Here is a 21,544-nt window from a genome sequence, read left to right as displayed (position 1 = left end):
CGTGTTATGCCTAATGGCATTACTACCCTTTTCTATCTACGCACAACACACCAAGAGTATCACAGATTCGATTCACTCCATTAATGAAGTAACCATTACAGCTAAGAAGAAACACGAGGTCAAAGTTACGCGTCTTGATGTACCGTTATCTTATCTTCCAATATCTGTATCGACAGTGTCTGCCCGAACATGGGATATGCGTGGGATTACGCATATACAGGACGCAATTAAATTTTTACCGGGAGCACATATGCGTACAGTATACGGAGCATATCAAAGACTCGAGGTTAGAGGTTTTGATGTCACGCCTATCATGATAGATGGAGTTAAGGATGAAAGATTTGTTCCACCGGGTAATTCTGCTCCATTTCCCGATTTTGCATCTGTAGAATCAATGGAATTACTCAAAGGCCCTGCTTCTGTTCTTCATGGACAATTTGCTGCCGGAGGCATATTGAATGTTGTTCGTAAAGCACCTTCGTATACCAATATTGTTAATACGCGCCTAACATATGGATCATACGATAATAAACAAGCTATGATCGATTTTGGAGGAACTGTTTACAAATCGTTACGCTATCGTACAGTATTTAACTATGCCGATGCCGAAGGGTATCGATATACAAATGATAAGCGTTTTTCAGGCTATCTGGCATTAGCATATGATATAGATCCGAGGCAATCGATAGAATTAAGAGGTGGTTTCAATAGAGATAGATACGGAACAGATGTAGGTCTGCCTCCAACTATGTCTAATGATATTTATAATAAGGATGGGAGCATATTTCTTAAGAAAGGACAATCTCAAGCTAATTTGAATAGAAGAGCCCGGTATAATAATGAATCAGACTTCTTTATCAATAACGGAATTAATATATCTGCTATATATTCAAATAAAGTATCGGATGTTTTCAACATAAATAACAATCTTACATATACATATGATATTCTGGACTATTTCAGTACAGAGCCTTTGACATATCTAACTAGTGATAAGGCAATATCTGACTACTATTATGAAGTGAAAAATAGTGATAAAACCTTTTCTAAGAAATATATAACCTTAGACACGGTTCAGTTAAGAGGCCCAATGAAATTTGCCCACAAATCTTATATGATAAATAACCAATTGGAGTTTTCAGGTAAACTTCATTTTGGTGATAATATGAAATATGCTTATCAGGCAGGATATTCATTTGTCGGATATTTTCGCGACTCATACAAGGGATATAACAGAGCACCTGAAAATGACCGTTTCAATAGTAACTACGATGTGTATGGCCCGGGTATTTACTCTAAAGTATCTGTGCATGATCCTCAAAGTATGGGGTATATGAAATCAAAGTTTAGTAAGGCCTATCCGTCGGAAATGTATATTCATGGAATATTTCTTCAAAATATCTTTGAATTATCGGAGCAACTGAAATTAATGTTGGCCGGAAGATATGATTATGTAGACTATAAAAAAACAGTTGCAGATGAAGATGTAACAGATGGAATGTGGAAATATATTAGGACAAAACCATATGTTTCTACACAAAATTCAGCCTTTACTTATCGTGCCGGATTAGTATATTTACCGATCGAATCATTATCGATATACGGTTCTTTTTCTAATTTTTTTCAACCATATCGCGACTTTTACAGTGAAAATACTGTATATATCGATTCTGAGGGCAATAGATATGATCCTCAGACCAGTAAAGAAGTATTTAAACCTCAACGAGGATATCAGGGGGAAGTAGGAGCGCGGTATTCTTATAAGGATATACTATATGCCTCTGTTAGTGGCTATTATATAAAAAGGACAAATGAAAAAAAGACATTGACTACTATTACCAACGAAGGTGTGGATAAAGGAAAATCGGTAGTTGGTCAGGTCGGAACAACTGAGTCAAAAGGTTTCGAGTTTGAAGCCGGGCTAAACCCTTTTAAGAATCTGTCTCTATCATTTGGATATACATATACTCATGCAACAGTGGGAGATATTAAGAAGAATGCTTACCTGAATGTTCAGGCTGATGAGGGTGTGCAGTTAGCTTATGTTCCTCGAAGTATGTTTTATTCTGCTGGTAATTATTTATTTAGTTCAACTTTTCTAAAGAAAATGAACTTGAGCTATACTATATCTTATACAGATAAAATGTATAGTAATCTGAGTAAGGATGTTGTCTTGCCATCACATTTTATTACAGATTTAGGAGCCTCGTATGCACTAAATAATGGCGTTACTATTTCGGCAAACCTGAATAATATATTCGATAAGCATTATGCGACAAATACATTCGGGAGACAAATAATACCTAGCATTGGGCGTAATTATACTATATCGCTATCATATAGTTTGAAATAGATGCTGAAGAAATTTATATATAAATTTCACAGGATGCTGGGAACAATACTCAGTATCCTGTTTTTGCTATGGTTTTTAACGGGATTTGTTATGATTTATCATAATTTCCCTAAAATAAATAATATCGAGAAGTATAGAGGATTAGCACAGATCGACACTATTTTGGGAAATGATATGGATAGTTTAATAGCTGATTTATCATCTTCTGGTCAGCGAATTGAATCTTTCCTGCTCAAATCAAGCACTAAAGGTGGATTTCAAATAGAATATAAAACAGAAGATAATTATTTTATAGTTGATGGATTAGGACAATTTACTAATCGACAAAGTTTTTCCAATATACAGTCTTATGCATCCAAAGTAAATAGTTTTCCTGTCTTAAAAGTTGATACCCTCAAAAAACTTGACCGATGGGTACCCTACGATAAGCATTATGCGGATTTTCCTCTTTATAAGTTTTATTTTCAAGACGAAGACGAATCAGAATTATACGTTTCGTCGAAAACCGGTGAGGGTATACAATATACCAATTCCGATAGCCGCTTCTGGGCATGGGTAGGAGCTATTCCTCATTGGCTATATATTGCAGATCTAAGACATTATACCGGCTTGTGGAAAGTAATTGTGATTGGTTTGTCAGGTATTAGTTCTCTTGTGTGCGTTACGGGTATTATAATAGCATTTCGAAGTTTTTATAAGCGATATAAAAGAAAAAAAGAATTAAAAAGCCCATATAAATCAATTTATAAATGGCATCATATTCTAGGCTTTGTTTTCGGGGCGGTTATTTTTACTTTTGCTTTCAGTGGAATGATGTCTTTACAAAAAGTTCCTCAATGGATTATTAAGACTCATAATCCTGAATTAGTTACAAATGCAAATCAAAATCCGTTGGTTATTCCTCCTGACAAATATCCCTTAGATTACAAAGATGTTTTAGTGGCATACAATGGTAAAATTCAGAAATTAGAATGGTGTATGTTTGGAAATATACCATATTACAAAGCAGTTGTAAACGATAGTCTTTTCTATTTAGATGCAACTTCTTCGGATGATATAAAAGAATTATATCTCTCAGAGAATGACATCAGAAATAAGATAAGCAAGATCCATCCCGACAGAGTAATTAATATCGAATTGATGAATGATTATGATAACTATTATATTCATAAAAGACATACATATTCACTCCCTGTATATAAAATTATAGTTGACGATTCGGACGAGAGTCTCTATTATATAGATCCTAAAACTACAGAAACTCGCTATCTCAATATCAATATGAAAGTTCGGAAATGGACCTATCAGGCTCTTCACAGCTTTTCAGTAAAATATTTTTTAGATCGGCCGATACTATGGAATATCCTGATGTGGGTTTCTATGATAGGAGGTACAATAGTCTCTATAACGGGAGTTTATTTAGGTTTTAAGTTCTTGAAACGGGAAATTAAGCGATACAAACAATATTGGAATTTTCTATTATAATGAATAGTCTTCAGCATCGTGAATAATATAAAAAAATCATATTCTCAGATTGTGCGTTCTACCGGGATGTTTGGTGGAGCTCAGATTGTAAATATTCTGATTGGGATTGTTCGGAATAAGCTAATCGCCATTTTCTTAGGGGCTATGGGAATGGGCTTGATCAGTATGTATCAATCGACTCTCGATCTCATAAAATCAATGGCCAGTCTGGGGTTAGACACAACAGGTGTGCGCGAGATTTCGGTTGCTTCGAACAATAAGAAAGAACTGGTCTTTACTGTTTCTGTGATACACCGATGGTCTCTTATACTTGCTATGTCTGCTACTATAATATGTATAATTCTAAGTTCTCAAATTAGCATTTGGGCCTTTGACTCTGAATCGTATTCCACACATATAGCATGGTTGGCGATCAGTCTCTTTTTCAATATTCTTGCTGTAGGAGAACTTGTCATATTGCAGGGGTTGAGACAAATCGGATATATGATCAAGTCCGGTCTTATCTGGAATATTTCCGCATTGATATTTCTCACCCCATTATATTATACGTTTGGCATAGATGCAATCATACCTGTTTTTATTATTGTCAGTATAATTACTTATTTGAGTACTCTGTATTATCGGAAAAAGATAAATGTAAATATTGTATCTATTCCGTTCCATCAGCTCTTAACGAAGGGTAAATTCATCCTGCGTATCGGCTTTTTTATTGTTTTAGCAGCAATACAGACCCAGATAACCCTGTTTGTTGTGAGGTCGATGGTTATTAATAGAATCGGATTGGAACAACTTGGATTGCTACAAGCTGCATGGACTATTACAAATGTATATCTGACCTTGATTTTAAAATCAATGAGTGCCGATTTCTATCCCAGACTAAGTATTATAAGCTTTGATAATAGGAAAATAAGGAAACTCATAAATGAGCAGGTCTACATAATATTGATCATTTCATTGCCTGTCATTATATTTCTGTTGCTGGCATCTAAGTTACTTTTGTCTTTATTGTATTCCGCTAATTTCGAAACCGCATATACACTACTTAATTGGAGGACTATAGGGATATTCTTTAAAGTCATTTCATGGGCATTGAGTTTTGTTTTACTCGCTAGAGGAAAAGGATTAATGTTTTTTATATCTGATACTTCATATAGTATTATTTATCTTGTTTGTATTTATATACTTTTTCCATACTATCAACTTGATTCTGTGGGCATAGCTTATATGATTGCTTATGTCTCTTATTTGCTTATTGTGTATCTGCTAATCAGAAAACTATTCGGTTTTCGATGGACAAAAAGCAATCTGACGACGGCTGGTTTTTGTCTTACATTGATAGTTCTTACTTTCTATTTTGTACAATACAGCAGTGTCAATATCTTCTTAATCGGCTTTCTATCCATTTCTGTATCATTAGGTTACTCTTTATATAAGCTAAACCAAGTAGTGCAATTAAAAGACCTATTTCATAAAATAAGAATATAAAAAATAAAGAATGAAACAGTTTGTTCCCTTTTTGGTAAATATCAATAACAAAAATATATTGATTATAGGTGGAGGTAAAGCTGCTCTGTTGAAGGCTAAAGGCATATATCGTTTTACCTCCCGTGTCACAATTCTAGCACCCCATATCACAAATGAGTTGATGGAATATCCCTTCCGATTTATTAGGCGGGAATACAAGGCTGGTACGGTCGACGATTTCTTCATGGTTTATGCTTGTACCGACAATGCGGAGATAAATAAGGAGATAGGGATAGAGTGTCAACGAAAGAATATTTTATATTCTGTTTGCGACAATCCGGATATGTCTTCGTTTGTAACTCCGGCGATCTATAAGAATGATGATGTTACAATATCGGTTGGAACAAATGGGAACAATCCTTTAAAAGCAATATTTATCCGCAATCAAATACAGCAGCTAATAGAAAATAATATATTGAAAATAGAAAATATAATAGAATAGTCATGGAAAACAAACTAATAGTTGTCAGCCGCCAAAGCAATCTTGCTATAAAACAAGTAGAAGAAGTCTTTAATCTCTTGGGGAGTGATGAATATGAGCTTATTACGTTGACCTCCTTTGGCGACAATCATAAGGATATCTCCCTGTTGGATGGTAATATTCGTCCTGATTTTTTCACAAAAGAATTGGATGATATGATTTTAGACGAAGATGCAGACATAGCCATTCATTCGGCAAAAGATCTTCCTTATCCTCTGCCCGAAGGGTTAGAGATTATAGCGCTTACCCAAAGGTTGGACAATAGTGATTCGCTTGTTTGCAGAGAAGGATTATCTGTGACGAAGTTACAGGAATTGGCTGTCGGAACTATAATAGGAACAAGTTCTGTTAAAAGAAAGCAAGAACTGGAGTCTTTAAATCCCAATTTGACTTTAAAGGGTATACGTGGAACGATAGAAGAAAGAATCAGGCAAACCGATAACGGAGATTATGATGCTGTTGTTGTTGCTACATGTGCATTGAAAAGACTTGGGCTCGAATATCGGATATCGGAGATATTACCATTCAAAACGCATCCTTTGCAAGGTGCGCTTGCTGTTGTCGCCAAAAGTGGAAGAAAAGACCTGATTGAGATATTTAATAAAATTGATATACGTGTAAATTTTGGGAAAGTTTATTTGATTGGGGCTGGACCCGGAAATGCTGATTTAATGACTATAAAGGGGAGGAAGGTTTTAGATGAGGCAGATGTTATATATTATGATGATCTTATCGATAAATCGGTTATGTCGACATTAAAAGAGAGCAAATTGATTTATGTGGGTAAGCGAAAAAATGTACATGCGAAAGAACAAAGCGACATTAATCTTCTAATGTTAAATAGCGCTTTTGAAGGTAAGACAGTTGTAAGATTAAAGGGAGGAGATCCAATGATATTCGCTCATGGTGGCGAAGAAGTTGAGTTTCTTCAAAGTAACCTTATAAATGTAGAAGTTATACCCGGTATTTCAACAGTAAATGCAGTAGCCTCCTTATGTAAGATACCCCTGACGCACAGGGAAATTGCATCGTCTGTTGCCATTGTTTCAGGACACGCTTTATATGGGTTGCAAGTTCCAAAGGCAGATACCTTAGTTTTTTACATGGCCGGAACAAGGATTAAGGCAATTGCAGAGAAAATGATAGGACAAGGCTGGGATGAGAATACACCTGTAGCATTAATCTATAATGTATCTATGCCCGATCAAAAAGAATTCTTCTATACCTTGAATAATATTATAGAAGAAGAAATACAATTTCCCACGCCGATAATCATTATAATAGGTAAAGTTGTAAATCTCAGATTTAAAGCAGCTAAAGAAATACATCCACAAAAAAAGGTTCTTGTAACTGGTCTCGATATTCAGCCGTACAAACATCTGGGCCAGGTAGTCCATACACCGTTAATTGATATACAACCACTTGAAAATAACGAAGAATTAATCTTAGCCATAAATCGTATGGATGAATTTGATCATATACTTTTTACAAGTAGAAATGCAGTTCATTATTTCTTTACGCAATTAATAAAGCAAGGAAAAGATAGTCGATCATTACAGCACATGAAGGTATTTTCGATAGGTAACACTACCTCCAATGAACTGTTGAAGTATGGTATAATAGCTGATTTCAAAGCTCAAATAGAGGATTCGGAAGGTGTTGTACAACTTTTCAAAGATAATGATATAAAGGGTTGTGTTTTAGTCCCGCGCTCTGATTTGGCATTGGAAATAATTCCAAGAGGACTTCGAGAAATAGGACTGTCGGTGGTAAGTGTAATAGCTTATCGAAACACGAAACCAATACAGCCGGAGAAAGTAGATCTTACCCTTATAGATACTTTGGTTTTTACATCACCTTCTGGTGTCGATAATTTTCTTGACGTTTATGGTAAGATTCCTCTGAACAGAAGAATTGTGGTAAGAGGACGTACTACCTACAATTATTTATTAGGGCTTAATTACTCCCAAGGCCAGATGGAGATGTTAGATACGTTTCAAAATATGTCTTCTTAATACGAATAAAGTCTGTTTAAATTCTATTTATTCAGTCTATCGTTAGTTGCATATATCAAATACTTTATAGCGATTTTCGAATATCAAGTTTCCATGGAAAAGTACTGATCGAAGTTGTAAAACAAACTTCGATCAGTTTTTTGTAAGTATTATGCTTGTTGTACTTACTTAGACTTTATCTGATACACTTTGTTTTTCTCTGTTTCGAAAGTATTTAAATAATATTTACCATCCGTTTTTTGAGTTACCGTCACACCTGTAATTTCTATAGGAACAGATGTGCGTATGGTACATTTATTTCCCAAATTAGACTTTATTGAAGCAGCTTTCAGGCGATTGTTCTGCCACTCTATGTCTACTTCAAAATTACCTCTTGCTTTTAATCCTTTTATGCTACCATCTTTCCATACTGACGGTAAGGCCGGTAGTATATGCAATTCTTTCAGGTGGCTTTGCAGAAGCATTTCCATAAAACCTGATGCGGCACCGAAATTGCCATCAATTTGGAATGGTGGATGGGCGTCAAAAAAGTTTGGATAGGTTCCACCTGCTCCCCCTTGTCCTTCTTCTACATATCGCATGATTTCACGAATCATTTTGTAAGCATGATCGCCATCCAGCAAGCGTGCCGCAAAATTTATCTTCCAACCTTTACTCCAGCCTGTACCTTCATCACCTCTGATTTCGAAAGTTTTTTCGCATGCTTTCGCTAATTCAGGAGTTGTCAGAGGAGAAATCTGTCGGCCCGGATGTAGACCAAATAAATGAGAAAGATGACGATGTTGAGGGTCTTGATCTTTATAATCTTTAGCCCACTCTTGTAATTGACCTTGAGAGCCAATTTTATAAGGAAGTAGTTTGGCCCGTTTTTCTATTAAAAGCTTTCTGAATTTATGATCAATATTCAAATCCTCAGAAGCTTCTATTACGTTGGTAAACAGATCGCGAATAATAGCAATATCCATAGTAGCTCCTTCTGTTGCCGAGTACGTTTCTCCTTTATCGGTCACGAAAGCCGCTTCCGGAGAAGTCGATGGTGAGGTTGTCAGATAGTCGTCTTTTTCGATCAACCAGTCTATGCTGAATAGCGCGGCTTCTTTCATTATGGGATAGGCCTCGTCTTTCAAAAATTTTTTATCTCCGGTAAAACTATAATGTTCCCACAAATGCTGACTCAACCAGTTACCGCCCATAAACCAACTTGCCCAATTGGGATCTCCATCACCAAAATCACCTACAGCATTACTCAGCCCCCAGATGTCTGTATTGTGATGAGCTACCCAGCCTCTGGTTTTATAAAATTCATTGGCTGTTACAGCTCCGGTCTTTGATAAATTTTTAATGAATTGCAAAAGAGGAATATGCATTTCCGATAGATTACCTTGCTCGGCAGGCCAATAGTTCATTTCGGTATTAATATTTATAGTATAGTTCGAACTCCAAGGTGGACGAAACTCTTTGTTCCATATCCCTTGTAAATTTGCTGCTGATCCTCCCGGGCGTGATGAGGAGATTAATAAATAACGACCATATTGAAAAAAGAGCATTTCCAATTCAGGATCGTAGTTTCCATACGAATACAATTTTAACCGCAGATCTGACGGGAGCTTATCATTTGTTGCTTTTGTCATTTCTTTGTTTGGCAGATGAAATACCACTCTGTCGAAATATTGCTTGTAATCAGCTATATGGTTTGTTTTTAGTACATCATAATCTTTAACCAGAGCTTTGGTGATATATCTTTCCGAGATAGACTTTTCATCTTTTCCCTGACTGTCAGGACATTTGTCGAAACCATTAAAACTCGTTGCTGCCGAAAAGAGAATAACAACGCTGTTAGCATCTTTGATATGTATACCATCTTTATCTGTTGTCATTGTTCCGCCTTTAGGTACAGCTCTCAAAACGCTCTGGAAGCGCATACCGTTGCAACCATCTGTATCTTCCTGTAAAATAGGTTCTCTACCTGCTTTATTATAATAATTAGGATCTACCCGGGACGGAGCTTTTCCATTCATTACAAGCTGATCGTTAGTACCTACGGTAACTGTATTTTTTAATAAACTATTCAAAGATAAGTCTAGATTTATCTTTCCGGCTTTATCTGCTGCAATGCGGATAACCATTACGCTATCGGGAGCAGAAGTAAATATTTCTCTAATATAATTTACTCCTTGTATTTCAAATCTTGTTGTCGCAATAGCTTCATTCAGATTCAAATCGCGATAATAGTTTTTTACGCGGCTTTTCTCTTTATAACTTTGCTTTATATGTAGATTTCCTAAGGGTAAGAAACTTTCTGAATAATATCCTTGCATCTTGCGGCACAGGCTATCGGCTAGTTTGTAATCACCTTTAGCTAAAGCCACACGGATAGGTTTAAGGTATTTATGTGCATCAGGGTTAATGTTTTTTTTCTGAGGTCCCCCCGACCAAAGTGTACCTTCATTTAGCTGGATCAATTCATTTTCGGTATCGCCAAATATCATTGCTCCTATGAAGCCATTGCCTAGCGGAAGAGCTTCGGTCCATCCTTTCGCCGGTCGTTCATACCAAAGTTTAAGGTTGTTTTGCCCATATAACCAAGTTGAAATAAAGACTAACAGTAAAAAGAAGATGACTTTTTTGTTCATGGTATATTTATTAGTTTATAGTTTCTTTCTTCGTATTTTATATTTTATATAATTTTTGAGTCTGATTTAATGTAAATATAAAAAATTAATCCAGTGATTTGAACTACCACTGGATTAATTAAGACTATTTTATTTTGTATAACCCGGGTTTTGAGTCCATGTTGGGTTTAGTTGCATGAATTTTAGAGGTATAGAGAAAACTCGGCGATATTTATCCTTGTTTGATGTTCCTAGAATAGCTTTTTTTAGTCCCCAATCGTCCTCGAATTTACCAAAACGGATAAGATCGTTCCGTCTCCAATATTCGTCTGCGAATTCTCTTGCACGTTCATCTAGTAATTCATCTAATGTTATATTATCCACAGATGGAGCCTGTGCACATTCTCTGATTTGATTTACTAAAGATGCAGCTGTATGCCCTAATGTCGGAGTAGCTCCACGAAGAATAGCTTCGGCTTTCATCAATAAAATATCAGCATATCTGAAAATAGGGATATCATTATCCTGATCGTAATTAGTACTATAAGTTGTAGGATAAAATTTTACATTTCGATATCCCATTGCCAATCCTAATTCATCGCCGGCAAGATCTAATTTACGCGTATTTTCGGTTATTTCGTCAGGAGTGTTACCTCTCACAACTAGGTCTTTGGTCAATTCGAAGTGCCATTCTACAATAGCATCCCCATCTGTTCCTTTATAGTATTTATCTAACGTTTTCTTGGAAATTTTAACTATATAAGGTTTTGTCGGATTATCTTCGTAATATTGAGGACCTCCTCGCCAGATTTTGTTTCTGACATCACCCGGTAAGTTGTATTTATCAACGAATTCGGGAATAGCACGGAGTGGGCCACTTGGTTTTCTCTTCATACCAAAAGTGAATTCGAAGAATTTATGTCCCCAGAATCGGCTATGAATATTTCCATCGGCCAAATTCCAGTTATAAGGAAAAGCAAAGATAAAGTCTTTAATATTAGCGCCATTGTTAGGCTTAAATTTAGCTAGCCAATCATTGCCTAATTCGAATGCATTACTTTGGATAATCTCGTCGCAAACAGCAACAAGGTCATCCAAATGAGTATTCGAATCTTTATTCGAATCGCTTGGCTCATAGTTAGAGATATCAGCTGCTGTATATACACCCCAGTTTAAATATAGTTTAGCTAAAAGAGCTTTTGCCATATATTGAGTCGGTTTTCCATAAGTAGTTTTATCGACTTTGGTGCTCAATGACGGCGTATTTTCGATCAGTTCTTTTTTTATAAACTCAGCAACTTCCTTACGGCTCGACTGAGGAGGAGCTGTTATTCCAAATTTGTCGATAATAGGTAACCTTCCGAAGTTATCCATCGCCCAAAAATAGTATAAAGCTCTCATTGTTTTTATTTCAGCCATCGCTTGAGCTCTATATTCAGTTTCAGGGGCTTTTTCAAGGATCGTTAATATTTGATTACAGGTCGATATACATGTGAATAATTCTTCGAAAGCTCCGGTAGTCATCGAATTGTCATAGGTCCATGTATGCAGAGCAAACTCCCCGTAATATCCTTTGTCGTACCAGTTGTTATCATTAGTAACCATTGTGGCTTCGTCGGTTGTGCCGGTGACCATCAACCAAAAGTTACGTCCGTAGGCTCCTTTAAATCTCGAATAAGCAGGTCCGCACACAGCCTCCATATCAGCTTGTGTAATAGGGAAGTTTTCTTCTGTATATTCAGACTTAACGTCTGTATCGAGATCGGTACAAGCGTTTAGTAAAAATAGCACGCCTAATATTGGTAATATTTTTTTTATTATAATTTTCATGATAATATTTTTTTATAATTTTTAAAATGTAATACTGGTCCCAAACATAAATGTGCGAGTTTTAGGATAAAAGTTTCTATTATCAATACCCGGTTCAGTTCCTCCCAGGTTAATTTCCGGATCGAGACCTTTGTATCCCGTAATTACAAAAACATTATTACAAGAGGCATACACACGCAAATTCTTAATATGTTTACTGATTTTCTCAAATGTATATCCCATTGACAAACTTGCTAAACGAAGATAATCTCCCTTTTCGATATATCGGTCAGATAGGAAATGGGAGTTTGTATCTGTCATTTTTTCGCTGTGACTAGCACTAACAAGCATATTCCGTCGAGTAATGTCGGCTACACGAGAAAGGCTAGCACGACTCGAATTGAGTATATCGTTGCCCATGATACCTGTGAAAAACATATCTAAAGTCCAATTAGAATAGGTCAATGTATTTTTCCACCCAAAGTTTAATTTAGGCTGAGCTGAGCCTGTTAAGAAACGATCCTGATCGGATGGGGTTAGTGTAACGCCGCCGTCTTTAGTGTAGAACTGAGAAATTCCATTTTCGTTATAGCCTGCCCATTTCCATGTATAGAATGAACCTAAAGGTTCTCCTTCTACAATACGCTGCTGATGTGCGCCTGTCTGTCCTGCCGCGTTCAATTCAGCTTTATCTATATATTCTTTTGCAAAGTTATCATTTGATAGACTTACTACCTTATTTTTATTGTGCGATACGTTCAAACTTGTATTCCAAGTAAATTTATCAGTCATGATAGGAGTGGCATTTAGTGTAACTTCGATACCTTTGTTACTGATTTCTCCAACATTGGTAGTTAACCATGAAACTAAGTATTCGGTTGTAGGTACTTCATAATCGGCAATGAGATCGTCCGTTCTTTTGTCATAATATTCGACTGTACCAGTCAGTCTATTATTAAAGAAGCCGAAATCCAGTCCAACGTTAATCATTGAAGTCCTTTCCCACTTCAAGTTCGGATTCGCATTCCGTACTGCTCCGATAGCACTTACGGTTTCTCCACTCGAGTTGATGAATGTTCCATTTTTATCATACAGAACACGAGATATATATGGATCGAAACCAAGACTGTTACCACTGACTCCATAGCCTATACGAAATTTTAGATCGCTGAAGATATTTAAATTCTTGATAAAGTTCTCCTCATTCATTCTCCATGCCAATGATCCGGAAGGGAATGTACCCCAACGATTGTTTTCGCCAAAGGCCGAAGATCCGTCTCTTCTGATAGTGGCTTGTAGTAAGTATTTGCTATTGAATGAATAATTGGCACGTCCGAAGAATGAAATAGATTTTTGTGTTTTGTATGAAGACGATCCATAGTCTATTCTATTCTCATAGCTGCCGGTTCCCAAGCCGTAGTAGCCTAAGGCATCTGATGAAAAATATTGATCGGTAGACTGAAATCCGTCACCGGTGTTTCTTTCTTCCCAAGAGTATCCAAGCATAAATCCTATTTTGTGGATATTATTGAGTGTTTTGTTATAGTTAGCATATATTTCAACGTTTTTTTGGATATCTTCATTTGTATAACGAAGAGCAAATCCTCCAACATTTTGTTTGACTTTAGATTTTATATCATTATAACGGCTTATATTTTCATTGTCGGATTGGTATGAGAGATTACCGGATAAAACAAGTTCTTCAGGAATAAGGTGCAAAGACGCCGTACCAATACCTTGAATACGTTTTCGACGAACATCGTCTGAGTTTTGATTAAGCAACCCAACAGGATTGTAGTATTGACCATTATCCAGATTTTCGAAGTAACTTCCATCTTTATTATAAACGGGAGACTCAGGTAAGTAATACGTCATGGCGTCCAGTACATTCAGCCCCTCGTTGCCGGCTTGTATATATTTACTATTTGTAATACTTGCATTCAAACTAAAACCTAAATCTAAACGATTTTCCAATGTTTTAGTATTTAGATTCATGCGGGCGGTCGTGCGATCTAATTCCGAATTTTTAATGATCCCTTTATTATCCAAATAGTTGAGCGAAACAGAATAATTCGTCTTTTCACTTCCTCCGAGAATAGAAATATTGTGATTGTGGGAAAAACCTGTACGCTGAACTTCTTTTTGCCAGTTAGTATTTGTGTCTTTATCTATATAATTGGACGATCCTAGAGTCAGACCGTTGTCATCTAGGATTTTACGATGTTGTTCGGCATCTAATAGCTCCCATCTGTTGGATACCTGATCTACAGCCATGTATGCACTGTAAGTTACATTTGCCGCTCCACTGTTACCTTTTTTAGTTGTAATAATAATAACTCCATTTGCTGCTTTCGAACCGTAAATGGCAGTAGCAGAAGCATCTCTTAAAACATCGATTGATTCAATGTCATCCGGAGCAACTAATGCTATCGAGGCTCCGGGTATACCATCAATTACATAGTATGGCTCTTGAGCTTCTCCTCCTCTGAATGAGGATGCTCCGCGTAGAGTCAAAGACGGTGTGGCTGTAGGGTTGCTACTTGTTGTAATAGTCAGTCCGGGAACTTTACCTTGTAAAAGTTGCCCCGGAGATGTATAAACTCCACCTTTGTTCAGTTCATCTGCTTTAATTGTTGTAATAGAACTTGTCAAATCTTTGCGAGTCATTTTGCCATAGCCCACAACAATTACCTCGTCTAAAAAATTGTCATCTCCCTCTAGTATTACAGACATGAATGAACTTGTAGCTTTAATCTCTTGTGTTTTAAAACCTATAAATGAAAGTTGTATAATACTGCCCTGTGCTACATTAAGAGAGAAGTTACCGTCGATATCGCTCATAATGCCATTAGTAGTTCCTTTTTCTACAATACTGACTCCGACTAAGGGTTCGCCTGTATTGTCGACAACTCGGCCTGTGACCTTATTTTGGGCAAATACCAACGTACAGTTTAGCAATAATAATGCAAGGACGACCCAAGTGCGAGTCATCCCTTTTTTGTAAATTTGTACTTTAAGCATAGAATTAAAATTTAACAATAAGGGTTAATAAATAAAGGTTATTTGGTGTATATATTTATCATAGGAATGAGATAAAAAATCATCGAATTTAGGCCTTAATACTCTCTTTTTTGTGAAATGATCTTAATTATTTTTTCGTTTATACTCATTTAAATAATTTAGTTTATTGATGATAAGCTCCAAAAGTATTTAATAAAACGGTTGATATTTATCAGGCTCTACTAAAATATAACGCAAAGGTTTGCGTTGATTTATTTAGGTTTTAAAATAACGAATCGCAAAGGTGCAGTATATCATTATCATTAGGGATGTATCAACTAATAATTTCATCCCGAAAATGTAGAAGTATTTTAATATCATCTTAGCCATATAATAACAATAATCAACGATCTTTAACTGGGAATCAAACCTCTCATCAATTATGGCAATATTATTAATTACAATATTGTATTTAATTTATTTTCTGTCTTTAGTATATAGCTGTCTTAATGCTGGACATGAGGAAGATCAGGAATGCTAGGTTATTTAATTATTTATAAGTTTTTCAATTATCCTTCCAGAAAAAATATCCTGTTATATTGATAATGGGTTTACCGTTTCGTGCCTATATTATGATATAATATATTTTTTTTGATATCTGCACATAAAAAAATATACATTTAAGTTAAAATAGTATTAGTTTTGTGCTCAATGCCTATTGATCGAATCTAGCGAAATTAGTTTCTTATGGGGGTGTTCTTGACTGGCCTGATGTTACGAAAGTATATTTGGGTAAATAAGTATTATTACTAGTCTAAATAGTATCGCTAACCTCAGATTAATTATACTAACATTGCAGTTCATTATTAATCATTAATCTATAGCCCTATGATATATCGATGAGAATATTGCCTTGAATCTAGTTAAAAACATATTTTATATCAATGACGAGATATGTTTCTTTTTAAATGAATTTAGACACACAATATATTCTTTTTTATAGCAAAAGAATATGTAATCAGCCATGAGTATTTAAAAAAGTATTACGCTTTTTATGAGAATTTAATTAGTTTTTCAATTAAAAAATATGTTAACAAATCTATGTTTTTATGAAAATTAAAAATTTGTTGTACCATGTGATTCCTTATTGGATGATGCTAGTAGGTCTACTTATGTATCCTTCGCTACAAGCGTATGCACAAGTTGATCGTTCTGCCAGCGTGATTGTAGTAAAAGGAAATGTTACTGATGAACATGGAGAAACATTAATTGGGGTCAGTGTTAGTGTAAAAGGACAATCTACTTTAGCAACCATTACCAATGAGAATGGAGACTATACACTGAGAAATGTACCTAGTAATGGAATTATAGTGTTCTCCTACATTGGAATGGTGAGTATGGAGGTCAATGTTTCGGGAAAGGAAGTAATTGATGTTCGAATGTCCGATCAGTCGATAGGACTGGAGCAGGTTGTTGTCACTGCATTTGCGACACAGAAAAAAATAAATGTTACGGGAGCAATATCAACCGTAACAGGGAGAGAAATCACTTCTACTCCAGTGTCAAATGTAGCCAATGCCCTTATCGGAAATACTCCGGGCGTTGGAGGCCTACAGACTAGTGGTGAGCCTGGGCGTAATGCAGCTAATATTCGTATACGTGGTATTGCCACTTATGGAGATGCTACACCTCTGATAGTTATAGATGGTGTAGAACAATCGGCTGAACAAGCCTTCGCCGAGCTTAATGCTATGGATCCGAACGAGATCTTAGGTGTCAGCGTTCTGAAAGATGCTTCGTCGACGGCTGTATATGGAATCCGAAGTGCTAATGGGGTAATCATAGTAACGACCAAGAGAGGTATGTTGGGTAAACCTGTTATCAGTCTTTCTGCAAACTATGGATTTACAAAGGCATCCAATCTTCAACAGAATCTGTCTTCATATGATTGGGCAGTTATGAGAAATGATGCAATAGATCATGAAAACAAAAGTTATGCAGGAGCCACTAGTAATAATATTTATAAGTACAACGAGAACCATTTGTGGAAATTCAGAAATAATAGGGATTTTACCTCTGATGAAATTGATGGAATGAACTTGTCTCCAGCCCAAAGAGAAATGCTTCTAAACAGCCCGTCTTTGTTTTATGGAAGCCAGGACCTTTATGGTAATCAATTTGGTGAATCAGGACCTCAGGCGCAATTGAACTTAAATATATCGGGAGGAACAGAAACTCTCAAATATTTTGCTTCTCTAGGTTATTTTACTCAAGAGGGAATTACAAATACGACGAATTATTATGGTTCAAATACCGGGTCAAAATTTGAAAGATATAATTTTAGATCAAACTTTGATATAGATATTACGAAGAACCTTAAAATATCGGTCGGGCTAGCAGGTCAATTTGGCAGCACACAAGGTCCGGGAAATACATCAGACCCATATGACTTAAGTGCACGATATAAAGCGATCATGCAATATGTATATGAGGGAAATCCGTTTATGGCTCCCGGTATTATTGATGGAAAACTAATTAGCGGCTTCGCGGGTGAAGCAGGTACTATTCAGAATCCAATATCTCAGATTACAAATAGCCAAATTGGAAATCAAAATGCAATATACAATCTGCTGAATAGTGGTACTGGTACTATCGACAATACATTGTTGAACGCGACAGTTAAGGTAGAACATGAACTAGATTATCTATTGAAAAACTTGAAAGTACAAGGAACTGTAAATTATCAGGATAACTATAATCGAATAACTAGTTTTAGACCATCCTTACCATCTTATACCGTACAACGAAACCTTGAAGATCCTAATGTATTGGAATTTTTTGGAGGTTCTATAGGACAAGATGAATTCTCTTCATGGGGACATAGCAATTGGAACAAGTTGTATGTGGATGGAGGTCTTAGTTGGGCCCAGAATTTCGGATTGCACCATGTGTCAGGATTATTTTTAGGAAAAGCTTCAAAATATTATATGCCTTGGGATAGCAATAATACAAACACCCCATCAGGTGTAATTGGTTTGGTTGGACGTGTTACTTACAATTACGACGAATGCTATATGGCAGAGTTGAATATAGGTTATAACGGAACTGAACAATTTAGAAAAGGAAAACGATTTGGATTTTTCCCTGCCTATTCTGTTGGTTGGGTACCAAGTAGTGAATCATTTTTTCCAAAAAATAAATGGGTGACATTTGCTAAAGTACGAGGATCGTATGGCGAGGTAGGAAATGACCGTCTAGGCAATCAGCGAAGATACTTATATTTACCTAATACCTACAATCTTAATCAAAGTGGTTATTGGTGGGGAAATACAGGAAATAATGTTGGCAACTATTATCTCGGTGTTACGGAAGGTACATTGGGGAATCCTAATGTGACTTGGGAGAAAGCTCAAAAATATGATATAGGGGTAGAGCTTAAATTTCTAGACAACAGACTGTCATTTATATATGACTGGTTTAAAGAAGATAGAAAAGATATTCTTACCACCCTTGGAACAATTTTGGATATTTACGGTGTAGATTCAGGTAAAGTACCTCCAAGCAATATTGGACAGACCACCAATAAAGGTTACGAAATAGGTTTGGGGTGGAATGATCAAATTGGTCATGTAGGTTATTCGGTAGAAGCCAATATGAGTCATACTAAAAATAAAATTATATATCAAGCAGAAGCGCCCAACCCTTATTATTGGATGAACAGAACAGGATTTAGTATCGGACAGCGTTTTGGATTAAAGAGTGACGGATTGTTCAATACGCAAGAAGAACTAGCGAATCGCCCATATAATACTTTCACTAGTAATAAAGCTACTCTTGGAGATATTCGTTATGTAGATTTGAATGGAGATGGTATTATCGACAATAAAGATATTGCCCCTATTGAATATCCTAACTATCCTGCATACCATTATAGTATCAAGTTGGGAGTAAATTATAAAGGATTTGATATAAAACTATTATTTAATGGAACGGCCAGAGGCTCATTCTATATGGGTAGTGGTATGACAATGCCATTCTTTAAATATGCAGGTAATGCATGGCAATGGATGGATGACGGGCGATGGACCGAAGAAAGATACGCTGCAGGAAGTAAAATAACATATCCACGTTCAATTTTTAATCCTACTACTTCAGAAAACAACTACCTAAGTCAATCTAGTGATTATTGGATGTATTCAAATGATTTCTTCAAACTGAAGAACATGGAGATAGGATATACTTTCCCATCTAATAGTAAGTTCCTGAAAATGGCTAGGCTTGCATCTCTACGGCTATATATAAATGGTAACAATCTGATTACCTTCCAAAACGAGATGAGAAAAATGGGTATCGACCCTGAAACAGCTGATGGTTCTTCTTATATCTATCCTTTAACACGAGTGTTCAATTTCGGATTAAACATTCAATTCTAATAAAGAAAAAAGATAGTCATGAAAAATATAATTATTCTATTACTAACAATATTTTTATTTTCCTGTGAGAATGAATTCCTGGAAATACCAGATACTTCAGGAACAGTAGACCTTGACGAGATATACTCCTCCGGCAAAAATGCAGAAGGTGCTCTTGCTAAATGCTACCGTGATGTATTAAAGCATGGATGGCCTACCGGATGGGGTGTGGGGCATGGTAATCTAGGATCAATTTCTGGTGAACGATATAAAGGCTATAGTTGGCATGGTACATTTCATATAGCAGAGTCAGGCTTAAGTGTAACAGGATCTGATGGTTCAGATGCCGGAGCTGATCACTATAAGCAAAATTGGATGTACATAAGAGCATGTTACATAGTGAAAGAAAACATCGATAGAGTACCCGATATGAGTGATGAAATGAAAGGATATATCAAAGCCGAAGCTACAGCGCTGATAGCATATCGATATATGGGGATGTTTTACAGATATGGAGGATTACCACTCGTTGTGAAATCTTTTAATTCAGATGATGATTTATTTATAGGCAGATCTCCACTTTCGGCAACTTACAATTTTGTGGAGGGGCTTATCGAAGAAGCCTACTCTGGCTTACCTGATAGATGGGAGTCGAAATATGGAGGACGTATAACAAAAGGGGCTGCACTAGCGATGAAAGCTCGTCTGCAAATGTTTGCTGCCAGACCCTTGTTTAATTCTTCCAAACCTTATATTTCGGGAAGTGAAACTGATAGTTTAGTATGTTTCGGGGCTTATGATACAAATAGATGGAACGAGGCCATAAAAAGTAATGAAGCTGTATTGACATGGGCAAAAGCCAATGGTTATGAATTACGTAACACAGGGGGAGCCGGCGATGGGAATCCTAATCCAAATGCAATGGATGACTATGGTACAGCAGTATCTTTGCCTAATAACAACGAAGTTATACTTGCTTACAAATTCAATGAAGAAAATCAAAATAACAATTATCTAGCCTATTACTATAATGCTTCTCCATATTGGTGGAAAGACAGATGGGATACTGACAATATAGGGCTTCTAACAAATTTTCTGGAAAACTATTATCTGGAAGATGGGACTACTCCTGTATGGCCTAAGGTTGGAGATGCTAGTCCTCTACCGGCAAGTCATTGGTTAGAAAATATGTCAAAAATAGAAGCTCGTTTCAAGGTTGACTATATAGTACCTGGTGCTGGCTCAAAATCTAATCCCGGAGATAATAGCTGGAATTTGGGAGGATGGGGTAGAAGAGCAGGAAATACCTCTGCTTCTAATAGCTTTCCTGGCGTAGGTGAATCGGGTAAAGGATGTGGTGCTCCTACTAAGTTTTATTATAAGGCAGGAGGACGTACTTGGTTCGAACCGCCATTATTCAGGTTGGCAGAAACTTATCTCAATTTAGCTGAAGCTTATAATGAAATTGGTAATACAAGTAAAGCATTGGAGTCTCTTAATAAAGTACACAATAGAGCCGGATTGCCCAAAATCACAGAAAGTGATCAAGCACGATTGAGAACCCTTATACAGCGAGAAAAAGCTATTGAGTTTGTTGGTGAAAATCAACGATATTATGATGTAAAGCATTGGAAGCATCCGGACATTGCTAATGGTATAATAGGGGGGAATATGCGAGAGTTACAGTTCTACTCGAGCAGTATGAATAATAATGGGCAAATGCCTAATCAGATAATTCATTACTGGGATGCAAATTCTTATGTTGCATACTGGAATCCTAGAATGTATTTAGAGCCTATTCCTCAAACAGAGGTAAACAAAGGAGTAACAGTACAAAATCCAGGATATTAATC

10 protein-coding genes are annotated in these 21,544 nt (G+C 36.3%); 7 read left to right on the top strand and 3 right to left on the bottom strand.

Features of this window, described 5'->3' with window-relative positions; translation table 11 throughout:
* Window positions 1–13 precede the first annotated feature (13 nt).
* The 5 genes from JGH11_RS07170 to cobA are packed head-to-tail and all read left to right on the top strand — an operon-like array spanning window position 14 to window position 7,858.
* Window positions 14–2,353, top strand: coding sequence for a TonB-dependent siderophore receptor (locus JGH11_RS07170; RefSeq protein WP_201110894.1), 2,340 nt, complete (start codon window positions 14–16; stop codon window positions 2,351–2,353).
* On the top strand, window positions 2,354–3,838 hold the full coding sequence (locus JGH11_RS07165; protein ID WP_201110893.1) for a PepSY-associated TM helix domain-containing protein: 1,485 nt from the start codon (window positions 2,354–2,356) through the stop codon (window positions 3,836–3,838).
* An 18-nt stretch (window positions 3,839–3,856) separates the two neighbouring features.
* Window positions 3,857–5,323: an oligosaccharide flippase family protein gene (locus JGH11_RS07160; RefSeq protein WP_201110892.1), complete on the top strand. Its 1,467-nt coding sequence runs from the start codon at window positions 3,857–3,859 to the stop codon at window positions 5,321–5,323.
* Between the two features lie 10 nt (window positions 5,324–5,333).
* Window positions 5,334–5,804 (top strand): bifunctional precorrin-2 dehydrogenase/sirohydrochlorin ferrochelatase, encoded by a 471-nt coding sequence (locus JGH11_RS07155; protein ID WP_201110891.1) that lies wholly within the window; start codon window positions 5,334–5,336, stop codon window positions 5,802–5,804.
* A gap of 2 nt (window positions 5,805–5,806) precedes the next feature.
* Window positions 5,807–7,858: a uroporphyrinogen-III C-methyltransferase gene (gene cobA / locus JGH11_RS07150; RefSeq protein ID WP_201110890.1), complete on the top strand. Its 2,052-nt coding sequence runs from the start codon at window positions 5,807–5,809 to the stop codon at window positions 7,856–7,858.
* Between the two features lie 164 nt (window positions 7,859–8,022).
* Here the strand turns inward: cobA and JGH11_RS07145 are convergent, their stop codons facing one another.
* From JGH11_RS07145 to JGH11_RS07135, 3 genes are all read right to left on the bottom strand, one after another.
* Complete coding sequence (locus tag JGH11_RS07145; protein ID WP_201110889.1) at window positions 8,023–10,491, bottom strand: glycoside hydrolase N-terminal domain-containing protein; 2,469 nt, start codon at window positions 10,489–10,491, stop codon at window positions 8,023–8,025.
* Window positions 10,492–10,620: 129 nt separating this feature from the next.
* Entirely contained in the window at window positions 10,621–12,300 is a 1,680-nt protein-coding gene (locus tag JGH11_RS07140) for a RagB/SusD family nutrient uptake outer membrane protein (protein ID WP_201110888.1), read from the bottom strand.
* Between the two features lie 21 nt (window positions 12,301–12,321).
* Window positions 12,322–15,300, bottom strand: coding sequence for a TonB-dependent receptor (locus tag JGH11_RS07135; protein ID WP_201110887.1), 2,979 nt, complete (start codon window positions 15,298–15,300; stop codon window positions 12,322–12,324).
* Between the two features lie 1,088 nt (window positions 15,301–16,388).
* Here JGH11_RS07135 and JGH11_RS07130 point away from each other — a divergent pair.
* Both JGH11_RS07130 and JGH11_RS07125 read left to right on the top strand, forming a co-directional pair.
* Entirely contained in the window at window positions 16,389–19,712 is a 3,324-nt protein-coding gene (locus tag JGH11_RS07130) for a TonB-dependent receptor (protein WP_201110886.1), read from the top strand.
* A gap of 18 nt (window positions 19,713–19,730) precedes the next feature.
* Window positions 19,731–21,542 carry a RagB/SusD family nutrient uptake outer membrane protein gene (locus JGH11_RS07125; protein WP_201110885.1) on the top strand — a complete coding sequence of 604 codons (1,812 nt, stop codon included), beginning with the start codon at window positions 19,731–19,733 and terminating at the stop codon, window positions 21,540–21,542.
* Window positions 21,543–21,544 lie beyond the last annotated feature (2 nt).

It is taken from the genome of Dysgonomonas sp. Marseille-P4677 (genome assembly GCF_016652235.1).
GTDB lineage: Bacteria > Bacteroidota > Bacteroidia > Bacteroidales > Dysgonomonadaceae > Dysgonomonas.
The sequence above is the reverse complement of the archived record's forward strand: the minus strand, read 5'-3'. Positions and strand labels throughout refer to the sequence as shown.

What these genes read in the sequence shown, in the direction of transcription:
- JGH11_RS07135 (WP_201110887.1), bottom strand. Translation starts at nt 15,300, where the DNA reads ATGCTTAAAGTACAAATTTACAAAAAAGGGATGACTCGCACTTGGGTC.
- JGH11_RS07130 (WP_201110886.1), top strand. Translation starts at nt 16,389, where the DNA reads ATGAAAATTAAAAATTTGTTGTACCATGTGATTCCTTATTGGATGATG.
- JGH11_RS07165 (WP_201110893.1), top strand. Translation starts at nt 2,354, where the DNA reads ATGCTGAAGAAATTTATATATAAATTTCACAGGATGCTGGGAACAATA.
- JGH11_RS07155 (WP_201110891.1), top strand. Translation starts at nt 5,334, where the DNA reads ATGAAACAGTTTGTTCCCTTTTTGGTAAATATCAATAACAAAAATATA.
- JGH11_RS07145 (WP_201110889.1), bottom strand. Translation starts at nt 10,491, where the DNA reads ATGAACAAAAAAGTCATCTTCTTTTTACTGTTAGTCTTTATTTCAACT.
- JGH11_RS07140 (WP_201110888.1), bottom strand. Translation starts at nt 12,300, where the DNA reads ATGAAAATTATAATAAAAAAAATATTACCAATATTAGGCGTGCTATTT.
- JGH11_RS07125 (WP_201110885.1), top strand. Translation starts at nt 19,731, where the DNA reads ATGAAAAATATAATTATTCTATTACTAACAATATTTTTATTTTCCTGT.
- JGH11_RS07170 (WP_201110894.1), top strand. Translation starts at nt 14, where the DNA reads ATGGCATTACTACCCTTTTCTATCTACGCACAACACACCAAGAGTATC.
- cobA (WP_201110890.1), top strand. Translation starts at nt 5,807, where the DNA reads ATGGAAAACAAACTAATAGTTGTCAGCCGCCAAAGCAATCTTGCTATA.